The sequence below is a fragment of the Pseudomonas sp. GW101-3H06 genome (assembly GCF_059424605.1).
This window is the reverse complement of record NZ_JBWKZO010000002.1, coordinates 263,692-285,417: the sequence shown is the minus strand read 5'-3', so window position 1 is coordinate 285,417 and position 21,726 is coordinate 263,692. Positions and strand designations below refer to the sequence as shown.

Below are 21,726 nucleotides of genomic sequence, written 5' to 3'. Positions count from 1 at the left end.
CGGTCAGCGCTTGGTCGCAGTGATGAAGTAATGTTCAGCGACAAGATCGGCAACCTCCGAAGATTGGGAAAATTCAAGCAAGGCTTTCACATTGGCACTTGGATTCCCCCGTATCACCAGATTTAGGTCACGCTTCAATGGGTAACGACCATCTAATAAAGCCTCCGTCGAAGCCTGCTTTCCGTCCAAGGACAACAGTTTTATCGCGACTCCATGCTGAGACTCATATTCCGCACTGCCAATAGAGACATATCCAATTGCTAGCGGATTGCCAGCTACCGACTTGATACCCTGTTGATTGTCACCAATAACGAGGTCGGGCTTGATATCATCATTGTTCAGTTTAAAATGTTTGAGAAACAACTCCAAGGTTGAGCGCCCTTCCGCTTTATGTACAAGCACAACAGGGCCAGGTGTAGCACCAAGCTCACTCCAGTTTACAGTCTTCCGGGTATAAAGATTGACAACCTGTTCGCTGCTTATGTCGTTTAGCGGATTGTCACGATGTACGATCATTGCAATACCGTCTTTTGCAATCAAATACGGTGTTAGGTCACTTTCATTAGTGTCTAGCGAGCGTGATGCCATGCCAATCGCCGCCAACCCGGAACGCGCATCTTGGATTCCGCGAGATGTCCCCCCAGCCTGAACGTCTACACGTATGCCTGGGTGGCCTGCTTCAAAACGTTTTCCTATATCGACCATCAACGGTGCGATAGTGCTGGAGCCCGAGAGAGTGATGGTCTGTGTCGGCTCTTTCCCGCAGCCCGCCAACAAGGCAGCGGCGATAAGCGTTAAGCATATAGATAATTTTGACATCGTCATCACCGATCCTTAGCAGCAAGTGGCTGCAACGGGGGTGCTTGTGAGCTGCTTTTCAAATGGCAGCCCCCTGCCGCAGCCTTCGAACATTCCAAAGTGCTTGTTGAAGGTACCAATGAACTGAAAATGCGAATTAAATCGGGTGTCCTGCAGCATTCGCCAGGAATTACCACAGACAGGAAAGATACGACCAGTTTCAAAACGGTGATGCTTGTCTAATACGAACGCTGCAGGTGCACCTGGGATACTGCCTTGATAGATTACTGCCTGGCCGTAGTCCTCGCAGGCCAATTCCAAATTATCAAGTTTGAACAACCGGTAGGTGGCTGAGAAGAAGCGAACGTCACCGAGTTTTTCTGCCAGAGTGGCATCAGTGATCTCAATTGGCCGATCTTCGACCAGCCGCGGGTCATTAAATCCGTATCGACGAGCCAGATTCTCAAAATCGTTCCAGTACATCGCCCCGCCTAAACATTCGCCATATAACACTTCATCCTGACGGAGTGATTCCGGTAAACGACGATCAGCGTAGATGTCAGAGAAATACAACTCACCACCCGGTTTGAGCAAGCGATAAGCCTCACTCAACACACTATCCTTGTCTGGGGAAAGGTTGATTACGCAGTTGGAGACAATTACGTCAAATTCGGCATCAGCTAGCCCAAGCGCACCAAGGTCCTCGATGTAACCTTCGAGAAACCGCACATTGGAAAACCCGAACTGCTCTGTATGATAATCGAGGTATTCTTTGGCTACAGCTAATTGTTCGGTTGTCATATCGACCCCAACCACCGCACCGTTTTCCCCCACCACCTGCGCCAAGACATAACAGTCACGACCTGAACCACTGCCGAGATCAAGTACTCGACAGCCCTCCAACAATGCGGGAGCAACCAGACCACAGCCGTAGTAGCGAGCGCTGACCTCTGGATGGATATTTGCTAAAAACTGCTTAAGCCATGTGGGTACATCGGAGACATCACAGCATGCGCTGGTTTTCAGGTCCTCGTTGCTTTGCAGGACTTTGCCATAATAATTCTGAACAGATTCGCGCATGTGATTCCTCTGTGACCGTGATTCAAAACGTTAGGAGCGGCGAGTCACTCCGTTTGCAACCAGGTCAAAATCCTGGTGTGCCGTTGAGTACTGCTCCCGGTACTGATGAGTCGACTCCAGATTTGTTACAAAGTCTTTTTCTTGATCCGCCAATTGATCTCTAAAGGAGGTAGATTCTCAACCAGAGTTTGGGGGGGCAGCGTTCGCTGAGAGCCGCTCAGAACCCATTCGATAAGGAAAGTACGAAGCAGTCGAGAAATGAAGCTAGTATCATATCGCCATTAATGCGACCAGAGATTCATTCATGACTTACCTTAAACTTTGATAAGCGGACAAAACATTATTATCAGAGATTCTCGAAAAGAGGATTAGTCGATACAAGTGCTAATATATTAAAAGCCTCTTTTGAAATATTCTTGTGCGATGAGGGCAGATTATAATCTGCCCTCATGTCAAAATCATTGCAGTCCGACCCTGACGTCCTAAGTTGTGAGTGGAATTTGGCCTTACGGTTATAATGCTGCCGGTGTTAGGTCTCTGATGTTGGGCCAGTTCAAGTTGGCCTTGTTTATATTGCCGGGGACATCGTCTAACCAGCGGGCTTGGGCTTCTTTATGTACATTCAGGTATAGTTTTCCATCCACAACGCGCCACAACTGCGGATTTACATCCAGTTTTTTCCCGAATACGACGCCCATTGCACAGAAACCACCGAAAGCAGGTTTGTACTTTTCTGGATTTTTCTTGAAAGCGTCTCGATTATCGGCGTTAGCAAATCGATAGGTTGTTCCTTCGTTAACATCAATGAAATTTGATGTGCCGAGCTTCGGCCCTCCAGGAGTGAAGTATGAGACCGGGTCGTATCCTTGAAGTGCGATGCCATTGCTGTCGACATTCATCGCACTCGTAGACTGTTCATCATAAGCATTAGCAGTCAAGGGTATCGAGATTGATACCATCGCTGCAACCATCAGCACTGCAGTAGAAGCGATGATATTACGTCGTGAGATATGAATAAACGCTTTCATGTGGACCTCCAGAGTCACTAGAATTATGTCGCTTTCGCTGGTTATTGATGAAAAATCAGCGTCAGACGACTATCGATAGACTACATCTCTGCTTGATACGCATGGCAACCAAACGTATCATAATATGCACCATTCGTATCGATTAAGATCTCATGGACAGACTGACGCATTTGCTGGACCAGTTCTCCTTGCATGCTGGAGTTTTTTATTCCGGTACAATTTGTGGGGAGCAATCCTTTCAGGCGATACCTTCGCGAGGTCATGTTCATCTGGTGAAGCGCGGGCCAGTCAAGCTGATTGGCGCTCAAGTAGACGTGATTGATGTGATTAATCCAACTTTATTGTTCTTGCCGCGACCTGAGCCCCATCGCTTACAAGCAGATGAGTCCGCGGGAGCTGATATTATTTGTGGGACAGTTCAATTTGATGGTGGCCGAGCGAACCCCATAATAGACTCACTTCCCAATATACTAATGATCGAAATTAGTGTCCTCCCTGGAGCTGATAGCGTAATCAACATGATGTTCGAAGAGTCTCTTTCTATGCGTAGTGGAAGACAAGCTGTAATGGATCACCTTTGTGAAGTACTGATGATTTTATTACTTCGCTATTGTGTCGAACAGGGATTAACGCATGCTGGTACATTGGCGGGATTGTCAGATATCCGATTAGCCAAAACGCTCATTGCCGTGCACAATAATCCTGCTCACGAGTGGGATATAAGTTCTATGGCATTGCTTGCGGGGATGTCCCGCGCTCGTTTTTCCTATCACTTTCGCCTGGTTACAGGTGACACTCCTGCTGATTATCTTGCCTCATGGCGCGTCATGATTGCGCAGAGACTTTTGATGAGAGGATTGCCTCTTAAGCAGGTTGCTTACGATGTCGGTTATGGTAGCGCTAGCGCTTTGACTCGAGCTTTTTTCCGTAAAATAGGTTGCACACCAAATGAATGGATCAAGCAATAAGTAAGTGAGGCGCAACAAAGGAATCTAACCTTGAAGAGACATTAAACGTTTCAGCTGCCCGGCATTTTTTCCGAAGCTATGATGATTAGCGTGCACGACTTATACCTCGTCACATCAAACGATATTACCTCTAAATTTATATAGTTCAGTTATAGACGCCACTTCCTCTGCAATTTTCAATATAACTGGCGACAGACTCATTTTATTTAAAGTGCCAATGACTCCCTCATGGAGATATTGCTACGCCCTGTCTACAAAGCACCTTAAGGTGACCGCTCCCAACTAGAACCCTGCTATTAATTTATTACCGTTTAAATATTTCTGTTAAAGTGGGTTGTCCAAACATTTTGCTATCACCAGTAGTTTCGTGCAAGACGCGCATTTAACAATCGATGATAAGCATCATATATTAACACTGCTCGATGCATTTCTTTACCGCGATATTGTACTTAAACTAGCGACCGAAAAATTTGACCTCACGCCATTAATCAATCGCTTTTTATTAAGAATTTAGCACTCTATTCAATCTCCTGATGTAACTCTTGAGTCACTGCAGCTATAATCTATCTTGTTGGTGGAGCTCAGCTTCTTAGCATGTTAAAAGCCGGTTAAATGCTGCGATATGAGAAGCGGTTCATTATCGCCAAGGAACACTATTTTTCGAGCAGATTTGGATGTACCAAGATACTGTTCCCAATCCAGTCACGACAATATCAAACAATAACAACCGAGTGGACAACCTGCTGATGGACATACAATATTCATGTGTTGGATGTGGTAAATGCTGCAATGATCACCATGTTCCATTGACGCTTAACGAATCTAAACGATGGGCGACAGATGGAGGGGCAGTAATCATATTGGTAGAAGCGTTTCTTGAAAATGGTTATGGCATACCAGAACATCAATTGAACCACGCACGCAGTCGCTCCCTTCTGGTCTCAAGTGGTGAAGCCAGAGCTTATATTGCGATTACATTCGCTGCGTACAATGCCGGCCCATGTCGAAATTTGAATTCAGATAATATGTGTAACATTTATGAGCGTCGCCCGTTGGTGTGCCGAATTTATCCAATGGAAATTAATCCTCACATCCCATTGCGACCAGTTACAAAAGACTGCCCTCCGCATTCATGGGAGGCAGGGCCAGATTTGATTATTGGTGGCAAGCTGGTCGATTCTGAGTTAGCGACTCTGATCGAGCAATCCCGACAGGCGGACCGGGACGAAATCATTACCAAGGAAGCGATTTGTACTCAATTGGGTATCTGCACGACTGCGTTGAAAGGCGATGGTTTCGCTACCTACTTACCAGATATGCCATCTTTCGCCGCAGCGATAGAGCAGGTTCTGGGACAGTCGATTATTCCTCCCTCCGAGTCCAACTGGTGCTTTCAACTTTCACGCGACTCTATTACAGACGCAATGAAACTTCATGGCGCCAAAATATCGAATTCCGGCACAGGTATCTATACCTTTATCCCATTGCAACAGGTAAGCTCAGCACTTGGAAAGTGATGTGAAATAGCGCTCTGCTACAAGCGCGCAGCGTGTTTAATTCGACGAACTTATTGTGTTATTTGCGGCGCGTCAATGAGTAGAGCAACGGTTAGATAGTTGTCTTTAAAGTGCGATTTCAAAAAATGCGCCAGGGATGGCATACATTTCTTAAATTGCATTTACAAACTGTGCACCACTTGATGCAACCCGGTGTATTTATGAGGTTTTTTGGTTTGACACATCATTTTCAATTTAAAAAAAAGGCCGTATAAATACGGCCTAAAGTCGGAGAACGAGGAGCGACCCCTATTTTTCACCCAGTCCAGAGTGAAAACCTTAAAATTGACAATGCAAATAATCTTTACAGTTTGACCTGTATCAGCGCCAACTTATTTAGAGCTTCTCTCAACACAACCCCTAAGATACTGTTTAGATGACGACGACCTCTCTGTAGAGAGCAACTTCAATGTCTCGATGAATCTCCACGTCGAAAGGTATCCAGTGCCAATCGATCCTGATCCCGAAATGCTATAAGCACGAGGCTGCCAGCAAATATAATCAAAGAAGGATAGAAAAGTACATTGCTGCCCTCATACATCCAACCCCACGGATCAACAACAGACTTCATAACGGCAAAGAGCGAGGCCGCGTTTAACAAAAGTTGTACGGGGTAGGTCCAGCGCCGTGCCAAACCCCAAACCACCAACAGCCCGACCAGTATTTGTAGCGCCCCAGCCACCTGAAGGGCTGAATCTAACGTCAGGACCCCAAAATAAAACTTGCTCGCGACTGCCTTGCTATGCTCCAGGTTGAAAATCTTATCTGCCCCCCAGATAACGAGTAACCAACCAAGTGAGATTCTTAAAAACAGCAGGGTCCAATTTTTCATAACGTTATTTTTCCGTTTCACACCTATACCGGAATTTGGTCTAGGTCATAGTAATAGGCGCCTGAATACATGCGTCATTGTTTGCTGGCTCTATGACGAGTCATGAACCTTCGATCCAAATAGTCTTTCCACTTTCCTATAAAAGATCCTTCTGCAATAAATCCCGCCCAACTCATCATCGCTCCTCCCTCACCGTCGGATAGCAAGGCTAGCGCAATTCGTTGCGGAACGTAGTTGGTAAATAGCTCCCCTTTAAGCGCAGACGCCAGGTTGGCAGCCAAAACAGGTCCTTGTCGGACTGCATAGACACCATTTCGTGGGGTGTCAACAAGGTTGGCGCAATCACCTGCTGCAAAAATTTGTGGGTGAGAAACACTCTGCAGTGTGGGCGACACCTGGATGAATCCCTGTTCATTACAGCTAAGACCAGACTCGCAAAGCCACCCTAACGGGCTAGCGCCAGTGGTAAGGATCAGTCTTACACCTCTCCAAACAATTTCACCTTTGGATATGAGTGCCCCTCCTAGAATTCGGTCGACCGGGCAGCGCTCGTGGAGCTCAACACCCAGTTGATGTAGATGCCTAATTGCAGCACCACGCAAAGCAGGTGCATGTCCCGCCAAAATATTCGCGGCGCTAAAAAGCGCTAGCGATGGCACTGTTCGAGCTAGTGCTAGAGCCAGCTCTACCCCGGCGGCACCACCTCCTAATATCGCAAGTCTCTGAGGTTTCTTTTGCCATTGCTCCCAGCGTGAGATAAAGCTAGAAAATGGCTTAACTGGTAGCAACTCCATGCCTGCATCCTCCGATTCCGGAGGTCTAGGTAATGAGCCTAAGTTTAGTGAAATCCATTCACTTTGTAGCGTTTCACCGGTATCTAGGTGAAGTAAATTAGCTTCTGGTTGGAGTGATGTAACGGCAGAGCTTATAAACTCAATACCTGCTGCCTGACAAAGAGGTTGCAAGTCAATACGGCACTGATCAGTTTTGTAGCGACCGGTTAACAAGCCCGGAAGCATGCCGGAATACCAAGCGTGTTGATCGGGAGAAATTAAACCTATCCGTCCACCGGGAGGTTTATCGCCTGCCCACAAACGCAGAACACCGAGGTGCGCATGACCCGCTCCCGCGAGCAACAAATCGAATTTATTGCTCACGAGATTTTGTCGCTCGGGGCCAGTGTCTCAGCCGGACGTTGACTTCGACCTAGACGCCATTGATGAAACTTGCCCAACCAGCGCAATGCTCGTTGGGGGGCGTGCGCCCTCTTCCATTCACCCGCCGCATACTTGTTAGCTTCAGCTAGTGTGGGATAGATATGGATGGTGCTGAGGATTTTGTTAAGCCCGTAACCATGCTTCATCGCCGCTACATATTCGGTGATTAGGTCACCGGCATGTTCACCAACTATGGTCACGCCGAGGATACGATCTTTGCCTGGCTCTGTTAGCACCTTGACGTAACCATGTGCGGCCTCATCAGCGATGGCGCGATCGAGATCGTCAAGTCCATAGCGAGTAACCTCATAGGCAATGCCTTGAGCTTTAGCATCCAATTCGTTGAGACCTACACGCGCCACCTCAGGATCAGTAAAGGTGGCCCACGGAATCACTCGGTAATCCACCTTAAACCTTTTAAAACCACTAAATAGACCATTTACGGCGGCATACCATGCCTGATGCGCCGAGGTATGGGTAAACTGATAGGGGCCAGTAACATCTCCTACGGCAAAGATGTTTGGGAAGCGCGTAGCCAAATATTCGTCGGTCTCCAATGTGCCGTTGGCGCGTACCTCGAGCTGCAGCTCCTCAGCGCCAAAGCCTTTTACGTTAGCGACCCGCCCCAAGGCCAGCAGTACCTCGTCGAAAGGTAACAGCACCTCTTCACCATCAACCAAGTTGCTACATACGAGTTGTCGCTGACCATTGGCCAACTCAAATCGCACAGCTTTGTGTTGGAGACGTAAATCAACACCGTCACCGCGCAGGCTAGCCATCACCGCTTCGCTGGCTTCGATATCTTCACGAATAAGGAGGCGTTCGACCATTTCAACCTGAGTAACAGCACACCCTAGGCGCTGGAATGCCTGCGCCAGCTCACAACCAATCGGCCCACCACCGAGAACTAGCAGCCGCTTAGGACGCTCGCGCAGATCCCAAATATTGTCAGAGGTAAGCGGCTCCACCAATTCGATACCTGGAATTCTAGGCACAAGCGGCCGTGCGCCTGTAGCGATGACAATGGACCTCGTGTTCAAGGTTTGGCCATTGACTTCGACTGTCCATGGTGAGGTTATCTTCGCCTTACCCTCCACAACCTCAACACCGAGCCCGGTATAGCGCTCGATGGAGTCATGGGGCTCCACCTCTGATACCACTCGCTGAACACGCTGCATAACTGCGGCGAAATCCACCTCGCCACTGACGTTTTTGAAACCCAATTGCTCCGCCTTCTTTAGCTCATTGGCTAACTTGGCCGAGCGAATCAACGCTTTTGAGGGAACACAGCCTGTGTTTAAGCAGTCTCCACCCATTTTGTTTTTCTCGATAAGGGTTACCTTGGCCTTTACCGCCGCGGCTATATAAGCCGATACCAAACCGCCCGAACCGGCACCAATCACCACTAGATTTCGATCAAAAAACTTGGGCTTGACCCACCCTGAATAGACCTGGCGAGCCTTGAAAAAGCCAAGCAGCCTTCGCGATAGAATCGGCAATAGACCTAGCAGCACAAAAGCACCAAGCAATCCCGGTGACAGAATCCCAGCTAGAGACTCCAGTTGTCCCAATTCTCGTCCCGCATTCACGAAGACTAATGTGCCCGGTAGCATGCCTAGCTGACTGATCCACCAAAAGGAAGAAGCTGATAATTTAGTCAGGCCCATGGCCAAGTTGATCAAAAAAAACGGAAATACTGGTACCAAGCGTAAAGCGAATAGATAGGAAGCCCCTTCGCGCTCAATGCCCTTGTCGATACCCGCCAAGCGGCGACTAAATTTTGCTTGCACCCAATCGCGCAACAGGAACCGGCTGATAAGCATGGCCAAGGTTGCCCCCAGAGTCGAAGCGAACGACACCAGTAAGGTGCCGCCAAGCAAACCGAACAATGCCCCTGCGACCAAGGTCATCAAAACTGCGCCGGGTAGTGAGAGTGCGGTGACGACGACATACAGTAGAAAGAATATCCCCCCAATTAAAAAAGGATTGGCCTCAACCTGGGCGTTCAACGCAGCTTGTTGGGCCTTAAGGGTCGATAGATTGAGATATTCACCAAGATCAAGGGCAAAAAAGCTGGCTATCAAGCCAAAGATCACTGCCAGTACTAGTAGCTTACGAACATTCATGGGAGACAGGCATCCTGTAGAGGGTTGGATTGGCATAGATGAAATCCGTGCAGCAGCGCCGAATGAGGCGTGCCGCTGGGCCCTTCGATCAGACGGTTCCAATATGAATAAGCTGCGGGGCTTTCTGATGGCCACTGTCGGCTGAAGTCGAGGAGAAAGTTTGTCTGGTCATAGACCAATGGTATTGCTTCCACAAATAGGTCATTTAACTGCGTTCTATATATCGCCAACGGATGTTGAGAGTTCGCGATTCGACTGACCAAGCCATAATGCGTACCGGCAAAATTGGGCATACCGGCTGCGCCGTTGTTGATTACAACGCCCTCTGCCATCTTCAGTGCAGCCGGTGTGCATGTGTGGCTAGTCGCAAGTACCGAGACCCGTTGTTCGGTCATCCAGGTAGCCAGTTGTCGACGGCGAGAGGCGTTTTGTAAGGCCTCACGCGAACACTGCCAACCAGCCAGAGATTGCTCATCCCCATGAGTAATGGCTATACGATGACCATTTACGTTCACCAACGCGTAGGCCGGCCTGCTTGCCATTTGCTCGCGGAGCCCAGGCAAGCCCATGAGCGTTGTACGCAAAGTACGATGTATAGCGTTGGACCAGTCAACAGTGTGTTCCGCAACGCTGTCAGGATAAGCGCAGCCACAGCCAGCGCCATTATCCCCACTACGTCCGAGCTCGGTTTCAACATTCCCGCGCAGGGGTAAGTGCTTAATGAGCCGTTCTTCTATCTCGAGGAAAAGTTGCTGATCGCGATCAAACCAATGCGCGTCACCGTTGAATACAGCTTGCGCACCCGGCTCCTGCAGTAACAACTGTTCAAGCGCATCCAACGCCTGGAGATTGCCGTAAAGTCCTCCTACTACGTAGAGGCTCTGGCAACTCAGCTGTGTCTCACCACTGAATGCCGCCGAAGATAGCCGGTAATCCAACGGGCAATCGCGACCAGGACGCAAAGTCATTTTCAGGCCTCGCCACGCGCCGGATAATCTTTGGCAATGATGTAATCGACTGCTCCAAGAATTTCATCGAAATGAGGGCGAGCGAAAGGCATGGTATTGATTGAGGCCATGTACAAGGTGCCATTGGGGCGGATCAGATATACCCCGGGCTCCGAGAACAGCGCGGGCTCATCGGAACCTGGTGTAGCTTTTGAAATGTATAGACCCCAGCGTCTAGCCTCCTCAATGCTCAAGCCGTAGCCTAGGCGTACGTTATTGATCGTCCAAATCTCTTGCGTTTTCTCGGCGCGCTCCCGGCTGTCACTAGAGAGAGCAATGACTTGAACACCCTTTTCGGCAAAACTTCCCACATGCCCGTTGAGCTCTTGCAGAGACTTACGGCAAAGCGGGCAATGCAGCCCTCTGTAGAACACCAATAACGTAAAATTCGCAGGGGGTTCAGCATTGAGGGTCCATTGCCCTTCCGGCACAAGTGATACATTCAAAGACGGCACTGGTTGACGAGGCATCAGCAACAACATAGCAATCTCCTAACAGTTCTCAGGTTGAGGAATTAACCCAGGCAACAGGTAGCCCAGGGTGCACAGCATTAAGCCGTAAAGATTGGCGCCAAGAAGCAAGGCATATTTACCCTCACCAATGGCCCAGCTTTCCGGTACCCAGCCAAGGACGAGTGATACACCCAATGCCATGCCAATCCAGAAGCTCAAGTGAAAACTCAACCAAGTTGGGCGCACCAAACCATGAAGGATGAAAACGGGAGCAAGCCCTATCACCATCGTTCCACTGATGGTGGTTGCCTTAAGAATATCGGTACCGGCCATCATCGGTATGTTGCCTAGTACGGCAAAAACCACCATCGCCGCCATTCCAGCGCCGATAGCCTTCCGCCCTAGGTCATGTCCGGCTAGTGCTGGCAATTCACGCCCAGCCAACTTGGCCAAACTGGAGAAGGTCGAGTCCAAGGTAGATCCCGCCGCAGAGACCATCACCACTGTCATCACCAGCAGGGCCACTACACCCATAGATTTCGCCAGTGCTGCCGGCACGTTGTCCGATACAGCGATATGAACCAGGCTGGCGTGAACCCCAATCAAGCTGAAGGCGAGGATCGAGAAAAAACCCAACACGCCGGCGATTACAAAGGAGCGGCGCATGGTTTTCTCTTCACTGATAAAACCGCGATCTGTTAGTACTGGGTCGTGGAACGGATAACTGAACACCTGTAATCCGGCGACAAGCAGCAGATCCACACCCGAATCGAGTGCCCAATGACTGGTACTGGCCAGTTCGATTGCACTGTGTTGTGGCAACACCAACCCGAGTACCCAGATCAGTGCTATTAAAAAAATTGCTGCTTGCGCTGCATCGGTCACGATTGAGCTGCGTAGACCGCCACGCAGGCTGTAGGCCAGGGTCACTGCGGTGAACAATAAGGCCGCAGCAATGAACGACAGACTGCCGGACTCTCCATAGTACCCCCCTACTACCGCCGTATTACTCCACACCTCATTGAACAGGCGTATCAAAATCGCGGCTGTAAACGCGAGAGCCGCCGCCCGCCCATAGTGACTAGTCAAAAAGCTCACAAGGCTGGTAGCGCCAAAACGTCGGCGTAATCGAAAGATGACGAATCCGGCCAGAGGAATTGATAGCCAGTAGGTCGCATACGCCAGACCACCCACCAGACCATAACTGGCCCCCAGATTGGCAGCATTGGTCACTGATTTTGCAAAAATCCAGCTAATGAAAATGCTGGAGGTCAGCAGCCAGGGCGCTGCACTGCGACCTTTTGCATCTTCTCCGTGAAAAAAGCCTCCTACGGTTACTGCGCGTGGTGACAGGGCGATCATAATCACGCCATAGACCACCAAAAAACCCCAAAAGAACACACCCAGTAAGCTATTCGTCTCCATTAAGATCATCCCTAGTCCTTGAGTGCGCCAGTACAACTTGAACCTTGACCTGCGGTACAGGCGTAGCAATGATCTCGAGTAACAATCGGATTACCTTCTAAACTTTGGGCATTGAGCAAATCACGCAAATGAGGTCGATCGCGACCGATCAGGTCTGACAGTGGTAGTTCGAGCATCTGATTGAAGTCGCAGTCATATAGATAACCCTGCCAGTCGACACTGACCAGGCTGCGGCACATTACGGCTTCGAGATTCTCTGGGCGGTAGCTGTCACGCAACAATTGCATGTAGCTGTTGAATTGACCTTTACTCACCAGGGTGCTGCCAAAGCGGGCAATCGGTTGGTTGGTAATGGTGAGTAGGTGGTTGAAGTGAATACCAAAGTCCTCGGCCAGATGGACTTTGTAGTCTGCTTCAAGCTGCGCCTGAGGTGGGGGAAGATTTGGGCCTTGCGGGTTGTAAACCAAGTTCAAGGTAAGACCACTGCCGTCGATGCCGTACCCCAAGGCATTGAGTTTTTTAAGCCCCTCAATGCTGGCATCGAAAACGCCGTCACCGCGTTGTTTGTCGACGTTTCCCCGTGAGTAGCATGGCAAGGATGCACTGACTTCAACCCGCTGTTGCGCTAGGAAGTCGGCTAGATCCTCATAACCCGGCTCACTCAAAATCGTCAGATTGCAGCGATCAATTACACGTAAACCTTCGCGCCGCGCATGGATGACAATCTCCCTGAAGCGCGGATGCATTTCAGGCGCTCCACCCGTTAGGTCGAGCGTATGAACCGGATGTGCATCAATAACCTGGTGCAGCAACACGAGACTTTCATCGGTCATGGCTTCAGTGCGTGTTGGCCCGGCGTTGACATGACAATGCAAGCAGCGTTGGTTACACAAATAGGTAAGATTGACCTGCAGGGCTTCTAGCTGACCTCGGCGTATTGACGGGAAATCTAGAGCGTTCAGGAGAGGTAAGGTCGCGTGCATAGCAAGGGTTACTCTTGGGAGCTTCTGAGTTTGAGACTCAAGACAGGCCTGCGTTACAAACTAGCCGCTTGTATTTTGCTAGCGATATCGTCAAACCCTCCTAGAACCAGATCAGGCACCACACCCCAAGGATCAAAAATCACCGTTGGATCGCGACGTAGCCAAGCGGTACGCAAACCGTAGTTAGCGGCCCCAATGACGTCGAAAGGATTGCTGGAGACCAGCCAAACCTCTCCTGCGGGCACCTCACATTGTTTGACGAGGTGTTCATATACAATTGGGTCCGGCTTGAAGGACCGCACGTCCTCAACGCTCAATACATCAATAAAGCTCTCTCGTAGCGTTGCATACCGCAAGAGGGCGTCGATGGCAGTTCGACTGCCGTTGGAGAAAGCAAACAGTCGGAGCTTTGAGCTTTGCAAGTCAGCCAGCCCGCCTTTCACGTCATCGAAAGCCTCCAGCTCTGTATAGGCATGCATCGCCTGCTCCTGCTCTGAGGTGCTAAGCGTCACACCATGGCTCTCACAAGCGAACAGAAGGGCGTCATGCGTACAAACAGAGAAGTCCTGATAATCGCGCATCAGTCCTCGTCGAAAGCTGTATTCCAACTGCTTCTGTCTCCAAAGCTCCGAGATAACCACAGATTTTTGGCCAGCCAGCAATCCCAAGGCTCTCTCTACGGATTTTGTGTTGATCAACGTTCCGTAGACATCGAAAGCGATTGTTGGAGTCATCTGGAGATCCTCAGTAGTGACGCTGATGCGGTCATATACGAACCGATCAGTCCAATTATAGGCAAAAAAATATCAGAAATTCGCCATGATTATTTCAATAACTGTAAGAATTTCTTTCCGAGCAATCCCGGATTTGACCTGAGTACGCAAACCACTCATCGCACAATGCATAAAAAGGGCAAGTGACGCGGGGTCTTTAGACTGGGATACCTCGCCACTTATTTTGGCTTGTTCGAAAGCTTCAACGAAGACTTCGCGAAAACGGCGAGTTGCAAGAAATATTAGCTTTTCTACAGATGGGTCATTGGTCGAAAACTCGTTTGCGACGTTCACGAGCATGCATCCACGCGGCCCGTATCCAGGGGCTACGTCCTCAAGAACCGAGTTCAAACAGTTGCGAATGAAAGCCAAGGGGCTGGCAGCCCTGCCCAGCTCCTCACGCATCAAGACAGCTCGCATATCGAAGTAACGGGTAAATGCAGCTTCAAACAAACTCTGCTTGTTACCAAAACTATCGTAGAGACTACTTTTCGACAGCCCAGTAGCTTGCAGTAGATCTTGCAGGCTGGTCGCTTCATAACCTTTGCGCCAAAAAAGCTGCATTGCGCTTTCTAGCACATATTCAGGGTTAAAAATTCTTGGGCGTCCACGATTCATGGGTGGATTATGGACTATTCGGTTCGCTATAGGAAGTGAGCCCCAAACACCAAGTCAGGAAGGATAAAGTCAATTTTTCCAAGGTGTATGAGCACTTAGGTTCCGCGCTATACCCTGCTGCGGCTTTCACTAGTCAATTTCTCCACCGATGTAAGGACGCAAGCGTGCACCATAGCAATGCTTTTGACGCTGAGCGTCCAGCGGAGCTCCGCTGTCGTAGGCGTGCAAATCACTTGCTGAATTTGTTGAGATGTAACAACACGCACTGAAAGTCATCTATGTGAACAATCAACGCTCAACCCAGGTGAGGCACTACCGGAGCACTTGATCACTTTCTTGCTAGGTCAAGTCAAAATGGCTCATGGTTTTGCTGCTGAAAGTGGATGCCTCATTTGGACCTCGAAATATTGCTATTCGTAGCGTAAGGTCCCAGTGCTGCTACTGTGGATGACTTGACGACGTGGTGCTATGCCTATGTTCGCCTCCCAATAACCTTGGCATTGATATGAAAACACTTGCTCGGCTCGGTATCTGCCTTCTGCTTTGCATTGCCCTTCCCTTCAACGGGATTGCGGGGCTTGCTGCGGCCACAGAGCTTTGCCCGATGAAGGCAGCAGGTGCGCCAAGCATCGGCGACAAAGCCCACAATTGTTGTCAAGACGAGGGTAACCGCTCTGACCATGGAAACCCCTGCAAACCCGGCCAGGAATGCAAGACCGGCTGCATGCTGCAAGTACTGATCATAAGAACACCGCCCACAGTACCAACCCGTATTGACGCTCAATTATTCAACGATTTCTTACCCGCCAGAACCCCGCTTGCAGTTTGGCGACCTCCTCGTACCTGATTCCTGTACCACACCGAGTTCCATTCCACGCTAGTGGGATGGCATATCTGCGCGCATATCTAATGAAGCGCGCAGTGAAACATCACAGGAATCGTGAGTATGAATCCCAAACGCTATTGCACAGGGTGGCCCGTCGTGGCTGCCCTGGCGGCAAGCGTACTCGCACTGCCGAGTCTCGCCGCCCCTCTAACACTCGATGAAGCCTTGCGACTGGCCGAAAGCAATGCTCCATCGCTGACCGCCCAAGCCGCCAAACTGCAAGCCGCCAGTAATGCAGCCATTCCAGCCGGCGAACTACCCGATCCCAAACTGCTGCTGGGCGTACAGAACTACCCCATTGGCGGTCCGAATCGTTGGACTATTGACCAGGACTTCATGACCCAGCAATCGGTTGGAGTTAGGCAAGAAGTACCCAATCGTGACAAACGCAAAGCACGTATCGAGGTCGCTGATGCCGCCGTCGATCGAGCAGCGGCCGAAGGTCGTGTCGAGCGCTTGAACGTCCGTCAGGCCACGGCACTGGCCTGGATCAGCAGCTATTCCATCGAACGTAAAGAGGTCCTGTTCCAGGACTTTTACAAAGAAAATCGTTTGTTGACCGAAACCATTCGGGCACAGATCGCCGGTGGTCGTGCCCAACCTGCCGATGCAGTGACACCCAAGCAGGAGGCGGCTCAATTAGCGGATCAACAGGACGACCTAATCCGCCTGCGTGCTCAAGCCCGGGCTGGGCTTAAGCGCTGGATTGGGCCGGCGGCCAACGACGAACCAACTGGTGGCTTGCCGCAATGGCCCGTCGAGACCTCTGGTTACACCCGCAAACTGCAACATCACCCCGCGCTGGCGGCCTTTGTGCCGATGACTCGCGAGGCGCAAGCCAAGGTGCGTGAAGCCGAGGCGGAAAAGCAATCCGACTGGAGTTGGGAACTCGATTACCAACACCGTGGCCGTCAGTTCGGTGACATGGTCAGCGTGCAGTTCAGTTTCGATCTGCCACTGTTTCCCGACTCCCGTCAAAATCCCAAGATCGCTGCCAAACACGCTGAACTGAACCAATTGGAGGCTGAGCGTGAAGTCACTGTGCGTGAGAAAACCCAGCAACTGGAGGAGGACTTGGCCGAATACGAACGCCTGAATCGCGCCGTGCGCCGCAGTCAGGAAAGCCTGGTACCCCTGGCCAAAGAAAAGGTCGGACTGACCATGGCCAGTTACCGCGCAGGGAAAGGCAACCTGACGGCTGTCGTCGCAGCTCGACGTGAACTCATCGAGGTCCGACTCAAACAAGTCGACATCGAAGAGCAGCGAGCCCTGACCAATGCGCGCTTGTATTTCAATTACGGGGAAACCAGCCTATGAGCACTCGAATATGGAAAGCGGCTGTGTTGACTGGCTTGTCGGTCGCCCTAGGGGTTGCAGGCGGCTACTGGTTCGCTCAGCAGCGTATGAGCGCAATGCCTGATGCGCTCGCCGAGCAGAGTCCCAAGACACAAGACCAACGCAAGGTGCTGTATTGGTACGACCCGATGAAGCCGCAGCAGAAATTCGATAAGCCGGGCAAATCGCCCTTCATGGACATGCAACTCGTGCCGCAATACGCTGACGCTGCAACGAATGGCGCAGCCATCAGCATTGATCCAAGTCTGACTCAGAATCTCGGCCTGCGCCTGGCGACAGTCACCCGTGGAGTCCTCGCTTCCAGCCTGGACGTGGTCGGCGTGCTGGCGTTCAACGAACGGGATGTCGCCGTGATTCAGGCGCGTACTGCGGGTTTTGTGGAGCGGGTCTATGCCCATGCTCCCGGCGATATGCTGAAAGCCAATGCGCCATTGGCGGATATCCTGGTACCGGAATGGGCTGCAGCCCAGGAAGAATTCCTTGCACTTAAACGTCATGGTGATGCTGACTTGTTGGTGGCAGCACGCCAACGGTTGCACCTCACCGGGATGCCGGCGGCGCTGATTACCCAGGTAGAACGCAGCGGCAAGATTCAGCCTAACCTGACCCTCACCAGCCCCATTAGCGGTGTGCTGCAAGAGTTGGATGTACGTACGGGTATGACCGTGGCGGGAGGCGAGACTCTGGCTCGAGTCAATGGCTTGAGTAGCGTCTGGCTAGCCGTGGCCGTTCCAGAGTCGGAGACGGGATCGATCGTCCTCGGTCAAACGGTCGAAGCACGCCTGCCAGCCTTCCCTGGGACTGTGCTCGGAGGCGTGGTCAGCACGATTCTTCCCGAAACCAATCCGGACAGCCGCACCGTTCGTGTGCGGGTCGAACTCGCCAACCCTGATGGGCAACTCAGACCGGGTATGACGGCGCAGGTGCGCTTGAATCGTTCAACCGAGCAAAGCGTGTTGTGGGTGCCGAGCGAGGCCGTCATTCGCACCGGCCGACGCGTCCTGGTGATGCTCGCCGAAGACGCTGGTCGCTACCGACCCGTAGAGGTGCAACTCGGGCAGGAAAACGAAGGAAAAACGGTGGTATTGAACGGTCTGGAGGAAGGCCAGCAAGTGGTCTCCTCTGGACAGTTCCTGCTCGACTCCGAGGCCAGCCTCAAGGGCATCGTCGCGCGAACGCTGGAAATGCCACCACCTCCCGCAACAGCCTCAGCCTTTCATGAGGCGGATGGGCAAGTCGTACAGATCAATAGCAAAGACGTGACCCTCGCTCATGGGCCGTTCAAGACGCTGGGCATGCCTGGCATGACCATGACCTTCCCATTGGCGGACCCTGCACTCATGCAAGGACTCAAGGCGGGCGACAAGGTTCGTGTATCAGTCAGTCAAACCGACGATGGTTTGCGAGTCGAGCGTCTGGAAAAACTAGGGGGCCAGCCATGATCGCCGCCCTTATCCGCTGGTCAGTGGCCAACCGCTTCCTGGTACTACTGGCCACGCTGTTCGTCACGGTCTGGGGCGTCTGGTCGGTTCAGACCACTCCCATCGATGCACTGCCGGACCTCTCCGATGTTCAGGTGATCATCCGCACCCCCTACGCGGGGCAAGCGCCGCAAATTGTCGAGAACCAGGTGACCTATCCCCTGGCGACCACCATGCTCTCGGTACCGGGGGCCAAAACCGTACGCGGTTACTCCTTCTTCGGCGACAGCTTCGTTTACGTGCTGTTCGAAGACGGTACCGATTTGTATTGGGCCCGCTCACGAGTGCTGGAGTATCTGAGTCAGGTACAAAGCCGCCTGCCAGCTACGGCCAAACCGGCCTTGGGACCGGATGCCACTGGAGTAGGCTGGATCTATCAATACGCCTTGGTGGATCGCACCGGTGGACATGATCTGGCACAACTGCGCGCACTTCAGGACTGGTTTCTCAAGTTCGAGCTCAAAACCCTACCGAACGTGGCGGAAGTAGCCACCGTTGGTGGCATGGTCAAGCAGTATCAGGTGCAGCTCGATCCGCTGAAGTTGGCCAGCCTGGGCATCACGCAGTCGGAGGTGACCGAGGCGATTGGCAAGGCCAATCAGGAAACCGGTGGCGCCGTGCTGGAGATGGCGGAGACTGAATTCATGGTCCGCGCCTCAGGCTACCTGAAGACCCTCAATGACTTTCGCGCGATTCCACTCAAGCTCGGTGCCGGTGGCGTGCCGGTGACCCTTGGCGATGTGGCAACGATCCAGTTGGGGCCGGAAATGCGTCGCGGCATCACCGAACTCGACGGCGAAGGCGAGACCGTCGGTGGCGTGGTGATTCTGCGCAGCGGCAAGAACGCTCGCGAGACCATTGCGGCGGTCAAGGCCAAACTCGACGACTTGAAAAGCAGTCTGCCGGCGGGGGTGGAAATCGTCACCACCTACGACCGCAGCAAGCTGATCGATCGCGCCGTGGAAAATCTCAGCCACAAACTGCTCGAGGAGTTCATCGTCGTCGCGTTGGTCTGCGGGATATTCCTCTGGCACCTGCGCTCATCCCTGGTGGCCATTATCTCGCTGCCGGTTGGGGTGCTGATTGCCTTCATCGTCATGCGTCATCAAGGGATCAACGCCAACATCATGTCGCTGGGAGGGATTGCTATCGCCATCGGCGCCATGGTCGACGCCGCCGTGGTAATGATCGAAAACGCCCACAAGAAGGTCGAGGCCTGGCACGCGGCCCATCCGGGGGAAGAGCTGAAGGGCGAACATCATTGGCAGGTGATGACCGAAGCGGCGACTGAGGTGGGGCCGGCGCTGTTTTTCTGTCTGTTGATCATCACCCTGTCGTTCATTCCGGTGTTCACCCTGGAGGCTCAAGAGGGCCGCCTGTTTGGTCCCCTCGCCTTCACCAAGACCTACGCCATGGCTGCGGCGGCCGGACTGTCGGTGACCCTGGTGCCGGTACTGATGGGGTACTGGATTCGCGGGCGTATTCCCAATGAACAACAAAACCCGTTGAACCGTTGGCTGATCAGGATCTATCAACCGGCCCTGGACGCGGTGCTGCGTCGGCCCAAAATCACCATGCTGGTGGCGCTACTGGTCTTTCTCAGCGCGCTATGGCCGATCTCTCGCTTGGGTGGCGAGTTCCTCCCTGCGCTGGACGAGGGCGATCTGCTCTATATGCCTTCGGCCCTACCGGGGTTGTCAGCGCAGAAAGCGGCGCAGCTGCTGCAGCAGACCGACCGCCTGATCAAGACGGTGCCCGAAGTCGAGCACGTCTTTGGTAAAGCTGGCCGCGCCGAAACTGCCACCGATCCGGCACCGCTGGAGATGTTCGAGACCACCATTCAATTCAAGCCGCGCGAGCAGTGGCGCCCAGGAATGACCCAGGAAAAGCTTGTGGAAGAGTTGGATCGGGTGGTACGTGTCCCTGGATTAACCAACATCTGGATACCGCCAATCCGCAACCGTATCGACATGCTCGCCACCGGGATCAAGAGCCCGATTGGGGTGAAAATTGCCGGCACCAACCTGACGGAGATCGATGCGGCTACTCAGGCTGTCGAACGCGCGGCTAAGGACGTACCCGGGGTCAGTTCGGCCCTGGCCGAGCGACTGACCGGTGGCCGCTATATCGACGTGGATATCGACCGCAAGGCGGCCGCCCGCTACGGACTGAATATTGCCGATGTGCAGTCGATCGTGGCAGGGGCTATTGGCGGCGAAAACATCGGGGAGACCATTGAAGGGCTCGCCCGCTTCCCGATCAATGTGCGTTACCCCCGCGAGTGGCGTGACTCGCTCGGCGCCCTGGAGCAGCTGCCGATCTACACCCCCTTGGGGAGCCAGATCACCCTCGGCACGGTGGCGAAGATCAAGGTCAGCGACGGCCCGCCGATGCTCAAGAGCGAAAACGCTCGACCTTCTGGCTGGGTGTACATCGACGTGCGTGGTCGGGATATTGCCTCAGTGGTCGCCGACCTGCGCCGGGTCGTCAGTGAACAAGTCAAGTTGCAGCCAGGCATGAGCCTGAGCTACTCGGGTCAGTTCGAGTTTCTCGAACGGGCCAATGCAAGGCTCAAGCTGGTGGTGCCAGCGACGCTACTGATCATTTTCGTACTGCTTTACCTGACGCTCGCCCGCTTCGACGAGGCCTTGCTGATCATGGCTACCTTACCGTTCGCACTGACTGGCGGGGCATGGTTCCTCTATCTGCTGGGATACAATTTGTCAGTGGCCACCGGTGTCGGCTTTATCGCCTTGGCCGGTGTGTCTGCCGAATTTGGCGTGATCATGCTGATCTATCTGAAGAACGCCTGGGCCGAACGTGAAGAGCTTGGTGACAACACTGAGCGTGGGCTAATCGATGCGGTTCGCGAAGGCGCGGTGCAGCGGGTTCGACCCAAGGCCATGACAGTGGCCGTGATCATTGCCGGCTTGCTACCCATCCTCCTGGGTAGCGGTACCGGCAGCGAAGTGATGAGCAGAATTGCCGCCCCCATGGTCGGCGGCATGATCACCGCGCCACTATTGTCCCTGTTCGTTATTCCGGCGGCCTTTCATCTTTTACGTCGTCGCCACCTGAAACGTTGAACTGACTGTAAATCCGAGATGGTTGAAGTGAAAGGATTAGCTAGAACCTGATCT

17 protein-coding genes are annotated in these 21,726 nt (G+C 52.3%); 5 read left to right on the top strand and 12 right to left on the bottom strand.

The window, feature by feature from the left end; translation table 11 throughout:
• Nucleotides 1–3 precede the first annotated feature (3 nt).
• From AC07ZE_RS30525 to AC07ZE_RS30515, 3 genes are all read right to left on the bottom strand, one after another.
• Entirely contained in the window at nucleotides 4–825 is an 822-nt protein-coding gene (locus AC07ZE_RS30525) for a phosphate ABC transporter substrate-binding protein (protein WP_057978268.1), read from the bottom strand.
• Between the two features lie 9 nt (nucleotides 826–834).
• Nucleotides 835–1,878 carry a methyltransferase domain-containing protein gene (locus tag AC07ZE_RS30520; RefSeq protein WP_137807344.1) on the bottom strand — a complete coding sequence of 348 codons (1,044 nt, stop codon included), beginning with the start codon at nucleotides 1,876–1,878 and terminating at the stop codon, nucleotides 835–837.
• 512 nt (nucleotides 1,879–2,390) lie between these two features.
• The gene (locus AC07ZE_RS30515; protein WP_137807345.1) at nucleotides 2,391–2,906 is read right to left on the bottom strand and encodes a YHS domain-containing (seleno)protein; all 516 of its coding nucleotides are present in this window, start codon (nucleotides 2,904–2,906) and stop codon (nucleotides 2,391–2,393) included.
• 152 nt (nucleotides 2,907–3,058) lie between these two features.
• Here AC07ZE_RS30515 and AC07ZE_RS30510 point away from each other — a divergent pair, with 152 nt between their 5' ends.
• Both AC07ZE_RS30510 and AC07ZE_RS30505 read left to right on the top strand, forming a co-directional pair.
• Nucleotides 3,059–3,874, top strand: a complete 816-nt coding sequence (locus tag AC07ZE_RS30510; protein ID WP_137807346.1) for an AraC family transcriptional regulator — start codon at nucleotides 3,059–3,061, stop codon at nucleotides 3,872–3,874.
• 746 nt (nucleotides 3,875–4,620) lie between these two features.
• Nucleotides 4,621–5,391 carry a YkgJ family cysteine cluster protein gene (locus AC07ZE_RS30505; protein WP_137807372.1) on the top strand — a complete coding sequence of 257 codons (771 nt, stop codon included), beginning with the start codon at nucleotides 4,621–4,623 and terminating at the stop codon, nucleotides 5,389–5,391.
• A 445-nt stretch (nucleotides 5,392–5,836) separates the two neighbouring features.
• Here AC07ZE_RS30505 and AC07ZE_RS30500 read toward each other — a convergent pair whose 3' ends face one another.
• The 9 genes from AC07ZE_RS30500 to AC07ZE_RS30460 all read right to left on the bottom strand — a co-directional run bounded on the left by AC07ZE_RS30500 (nucleotide 5,837) and on the right by AC07ZE_RS30460 (nucleotide 14,863).
• Entirely contained in the window at nucleotides 5,837–6,262 is a 426-nt protein-coding gene (locus AC07ZE_RS30500) for a DoxX family protein (RefSeq protein WP_137807347.1), read from the bottom strand.
• Nucleotides 6,263–6,336: 74 nt separating this feature from the next.
• Nucleotides 6,337–7,419 carry an FAD-dependent oxidoreductase gene (locus AC07ZE_RS30495; RefSeq protein WP_137807348.1) on the bottom strand — a complete coding sequence of 361 codons (1,083 nt, stop codon included), beginning with the start codon at nucleotides 7,417–7,419 and terminating at the stop codon, nucleotides 6,337–6,339.
• Nucleotides 7,416–9,605, bottom strand: coding sequence for a dihydrolipoyl dehydrogenase family protein (locus AC07ZE_RS30490; RefSeq protein WP_137807349.1), 2,190 nt, complete (start codon nucleotides 9,603–9,605; stop codon nucleotides 7,416–7,418). Before AC07ZE_RS30490 ends, AC07ZE_RS30495 begins: the two co-directional genes overlap by 4 nt.
• Nucleotides 9,602–10,573, bottom strand: a complete 972-nt coding sequence (locus AC07ZE_RS30485; protein ID WP_137807350.1) for a hypothetical protein — start codon at nucleotides 10,571–10,573, stop codon at nucleotides 9,602–9,604. Before AC07ZE_RS30485 ends, AC07ZE_RS30490 begins: the two co-directional genes overlap by 4 nt.
• A 2-nt stretch (nucleotides 10,574–10,575) precedes the next feature.
• Nucleotides 10,576–11,094 (bottom strand): redoxin domain-containing protein, encoded by a 519-nt coding sequence (locus AC07ZE_RS30480; RefSeq protein WP_137807351.1) that lies wholly within the window; start codon nucleotides 11,092–11,094, stop codon nucleotides 10,576–10,578.
• A gap of 9 nt (nucleotides 11,095–11,103) precedes the next feature.
• Complete coding sequence (locus AC07ZE_RS30475) at nucleotides 11,104–12,489, bottom strand: sodium:solute symporter family transporter (protein WP_137807352.1); 1,386 nt, start codon at nucleotides 12,487–12,489, stop codon at nucleotides 11,104–11,106.
• Between the two features lie 11 nt (nucleotides 12,490–12,500).
• Complete coding sequence (arsS, locus tag AC07ZE_RS30470) at nucleotides 12,501–13,472, bottom strand: arsenosugar biosynthesis radical SAM (seleno)protein ArsS (protein ID WP_137807353.1); 972 nt, start codon at nucleotides 13,470–13,472, stop codon at nucleotides 12,501–12,503.
• A 53-nt stretch (nucleotides 13,473–13,525) separates the two neighbouring features.
• Entirely contained in the window at nucleotides 13,526–14,206 is a 681-nt protein-coding gene (locus tag AC07ZE_RS30465) for a haloacid dehalogenase type II (RefSeq protein WP_137807354.1), read from the bottom strand.
• A gap of 72 nt (nucleotides 14,207–14,278) precedes the next feature.
• Nucleotides 14,279–14,863 (bottom strand): TetR/AcrR family transcriptional regulator, encoded by a 585-nt coding sequence (locus AC07ZE_RS30460; RefSeq protein ID WP_238347437.1) that lies wholly within the window; start codon nucleotides 14,861–14,863, stop codon nucleotides 14,279–14,281.
• 946 nt (nucleotides 14,864–15,809) lie between these two features.
• On the opposite strand from AC07ZE_RS30460, the gene AC07ZE_RS30455 reads away from it, so the two are divergent.
• From AC07ZE_RS30455 to AC07ZE_RS30445, 3 genes are read left to right on the top strand one after another with little or no spacing between them, the layout of a single operon-like run.
• On the top strand, nucleotides 15,810–17,066 hold the full coding sequence (locus AC07ZE_RS30455; protein ID WP_137807356.1) for a TolC family protein: 1,257 nt from the start codon (nucleotides 15,810–15,812) through the stop codon (nucleotides 17,064–17,066).
• Complete coding sequence (locus AC07ZE_RS30450) at nucleotides 17,063–18,547, top strand: efflux RND transporter periplasmic adaptor subunit (protein WP_137807357.1); 1,485 nt, start codon at nucleotides 17,063–17,065, stop codon at nucleotides 18,545–18,547. The genes AC07ZE_RS30455 and AC07ZE_RS30450 overlap by 4 nt, the downstream gene beginning before the upstream one ends.
• Nucleotides 18,544–21,672: an efflux RND transporter permease subunit gene (locus tag AC07ZE_RS30445; RefSeq protein ID WP_137807358.1), complete on the top strand. Its 3,129-nt coding sequence runs from the start codon at nucleotides 18,544–18,546 to the stop codon at nucleotides 21,670–21,672. The genes AC07ZE_RS30450 and AC07ZE_RS30445 overlap by 4 nt, the downstream gene beginning before the upstream one ends.
• Nucleotides 21,673–21,726 lie beyond the last annotated feature (54 nt).